The 3,663-nt window shown below is 42.4% G+C and carries 3 protein-coding genes; all 3 read right to left on the bottom strand.

Going from position 1 to position 3,663, the window contains the following annotated elements:
* Positions 1 to 1,085, bottom strand: a 1,085-nt coding sequence (locus tag KQI32_RS12980; protein WP_216426018.1) for a hypothetical protein, incomplete at its 3' end; no start/stop codon positions are given.
* A gap of 196 nt (positions 1,086 to 1,281) precedes the next feature.
* A complete protein-coding gene (locus tag KQI32_RS12975) occupies positions 1,282 to 1,722 on the bottom strand; it encodes a lipocalin family protein (protein ID WP_216426016.1) in 441 nt (146 codons plus the stop codon).
* A 12-nt stretch (positions 1,723 to 1,734) separates the two neighbouring features.
* Positions 1,735 to 3,663 (bottom strand): glycoside hydrolase family protein (locus KQI32_RS12970; protein WP_216426013.1); only part of this gene is annotated, 1,929 nt, incomplete at its 5' end.

Genomic DNA, 3,663 nt, shown 5'->3' with positions numbered 1-3,663 from the left:
GTTTCTTTTAGAAGCTGTCCCAGTCCGTCATAGGTGTAGTTCGTCGTTCCGCTGGAATCGGATACTTGCTTGATATTTCCCATCCAGTCATACTGATAGGAGATATCCTCTGTTTTTCCATCCCGGTTCGCTGTCACAGATAAAATCTGTCCTAAGCCGTTATAAGTATAGCTGGCGGTTCCTCCGGATTTGTCTGTCACGTTGGTCACATTGCCCAGCTTGTCATAGGTGTTGGTCACGGAATTCCCCTGCGGATCTGTCGTGGAAACCAGCTGGTTCAGATAGTTGTATGTATAGGTTGTCACCACGTGAACCGACGGATCGATGGCGTCATTGATATTGGTAATTCCTGTTGCCATCTTCGTGATATTTCCAATTCCATCATACTCGTATTTCACAATATTGTCAATATTTCCGTCATTGGAAATTACCGAAACCGGCTGATTCATACTGTTGTAAACCGTCTCCACCAGCTTGAAGCGTTCCGCCTCGCCGGGCTTGTTGTTCTGCTGATACTGCTTCGTCACATTTCCGACCGCGTCATAGAAGTATTTCACCTTTGCCGTCACATTCTCTTCCATCGGTGTGACAACTTCCGTTTCTTTGTTCAGCTTGTTGTATGCCGTGGTCACCGTATTTCCGTTGAAATCGGTTGCGGACACTGCCCGTCCCAGCTTGTCGTAGGTGACTGTGCTTTCCATATAGGTGCCGTCGTCCTTCAGCACCTCCTGCTTGGTGACCCGGTTGGCATGGTCATAGGTGTTTTTCTGCACGGCTTTGTTGGTATAATTCTCGTCGTTGGCGCGGAAGTCGGTTGTTGTCAGCACATTGCCCAAGGTGTCATGGGTAAAGCTCTGGGTATAGGTTTTCCCGTCAAAGATTGCCTGCTGTTCCTTGAGCACGCCGTGTATATCGGTTTTCTGTACAATCTGGGTTTTCGTCGTATCGGTCGAATACACCTCCACGGTAGTCTGGTTTAAATTGTTACTGATTGCATAGGCGTAATCCTTTTTGCTCAGAACCGTGCTGCCTTCTTTTGCCGTCTCCGACTTTGGACTGCTGTCCGCATAATAGGTGTATTCCATCACGCTAGAGAGTAAGAAAAACAGGGGACGAAAATAATGTCACCTGTTGTCAGACATCAAATTCGTCCCCTGAAACAATTTAACATATGCGAGGTGTTGTCCAATAGAACCGTCCCCTTGACACATGTTGACTGTCCATAAACCATTCCTGAATCAACTTAATATACATGGGATATTGTCATTTCTCTGTGTTTTATTATTCTAAAGGCACAAAATATTCATACGCATCTACAAAATCATTCTCAACCTTCAATATATTACTAGATGAATTATAAAATGCTTTGTCTACATTTCCACTATAATACACAAGAGTAACAGTATTATTCTGTATGGAAAAAGTTCCCTCATGTGTGGATATTTCACCATCGGAAATGCCTATCCATTTATTAAATGTACCATCTTTTTTAAATTCTAAAGTACCGCCATATTGAAAACCGCTTCCATATATTTCTTGCAATGGATAATTTGCACCTGTAGATTTATGCTCTGCATAGCTAATTTCCCATTTTCCAATTATATTCTCTTGTTTTTCAACAGAAATACTGTTTATATGATATGGCGATAAATATGAACATGTTAAATACCCAGAAAATATTAAAATAGTACAGAAAAATAAAATTATTATACTTTTTCTCATTCTTGATACTCCTTATACATAATCACTGGAGGGCGATTCTACATAGTCACGTACGTAATCGCCATGAATAAACATTTCAGCTTCATCAACTCTTCTTCTATACAATCCTAAAGATTTTCTTCTATTTACATATACCCAACGTAAAAAAGCGTCTTTAACCGATGCGTTGTTCATAGCACCGTCTTTTAATACTTTCATCAATGTAGAATCATTCATCCAAGCACTTCCTGCATTAAATGTAAAACTCACCAAAGCATCAAATTGTTGTTGTAACACTCTTATTTTATTATTGCTTAAAAATGAATTTACTTGATTAACAGCTTTACTTAAATCACTTTTTAATAGATTAAGTGCTTCATCTTGAGAGATTCCATTATCATATCTTGAACCATCTGCGGCAGTGATCACATGTCCATATCCTACAGTTCTATTTTGTGAATCTTGTCCTCTATATGGCATAGAATAAAATTGCTCATAATCTGCTACAAATGCTATTAATTCATCACTTACATTCATACAACCATATGAAGGAAGCTGCAATCCTAATTCATAATAAATCTGAGCGTCATTAACAATCATTTTTCCATCATTATTTATATAAGTTCCTTTTCCATCTCCTACCCAAAAATAAGCTTCTTTGCCTCCGACTTCAACGATTGAAATACCGTTTTCATATCTAAAATTCATACTTTGAGAATTCGCATAAGCTCTCACAGGAACTGGGGCCTTTCCATTAAAGTCCATTAGATTTACCGGGTTATTTCCACAATATGTATACCAATTCACACCGTCTTTGATTGGATCCTCTGTCGTAAACCTTCCGGTTTCACTGTCATAATACCTTGCCCTGAGGTAGATGAATCCGGTTTCATTGTCGAAATATTCTCCGCAGTAACGGAACGGATTGTTGTCTTCTGACTGTTCCTGTTTCTGGTTCCCGAACGCATCATAGGTATAATCTTTTAATATGGTTCCGCTTGCGTTGACCAGTTGTGCGGTATCTCCATGGGTATTGAAGGAATAATATTCTTTGCCTCCTCCGTTCACTGTTCGGGAGATAGGGGAGAGGCCTCTGACAAACACCTGCTTTTCCCCGGCCTTGTCGTCCATGACAATGTTCTGTCCGTCATAGATATGGCTGGTGGTCACGCCGTTGGTGGTTTTGCTCTGACGCAAACCATTGGCGTCGTATGTGTATGTCGTTGTCACATTGTTTATGGTTGCTTTCGTCATCCGGTTCAGCGGATCGTATTCAAACAGCTGGATTCCGTTGGGATCCTCCCCGATGGTGACCGACTGGCTTCCGGCTGCTTCGCCGATGGTGGTGATGGTCTTCATGGTCTGATTGCCCATGTTGTCATAGAAGAAGTTTCTGATTACTTCATTCCCTTGGCTTTCTCCCACTGTTTCCCGGTCTTCCAGCAGCCAGTTATTCTTATTATACTGATAAGTGTTTGTCTTTATGACGTTGCCCGACGCATCCTTTTCCACCTTCCGGCTCCGGTTCAGGAAGCTGTCGTACTGATAGATGGTCTGGCTTTCCCCGGCGATAACCTCCTGGGTCAGCCTGCCCATATCATCATAGAGATAGCTGGTGGTCGGCTTTCCGCTCTCCGCAATGCTTTCCTTGTTGCCGTCCAGATAGTAGCTGACGGAATACTGTCCCAAAACATTTTCTCCCAACCGGTTGGTCTGGGCAGTCAGCAAATTCGCCTGGTTATAGGTGTACTGGGTATTGACTGCTCCCGTCGTGCTCAACAGGTTACCGTTGTTGTCGTACGAATAGCTTGTTGTCTCTCCATCATTTGTCACGGAAATCAGGCGGTTTTGGATGTCATATGCATAGGTCGTGTTCAGTTCGATGGTTCCGCTGTTCGTCAGCTTGAAACTCTTGCGGTTTCCGTTGGCGTCGTAGGTATAATCCTTCACCACGCCGCCTTT

The organism is Acetivibrio sp. MSJd-27, assembly GCF_018918095.1.
Classification (GTDB): Bacteria; Bacillota; Clostridia; order UMGS1840; family HGM11507; genus HGM11507.
Note: the sequence above shows the minus strand (reverse complement) of the source record. Positions and strands in the feature narration are given on the sequence as shown.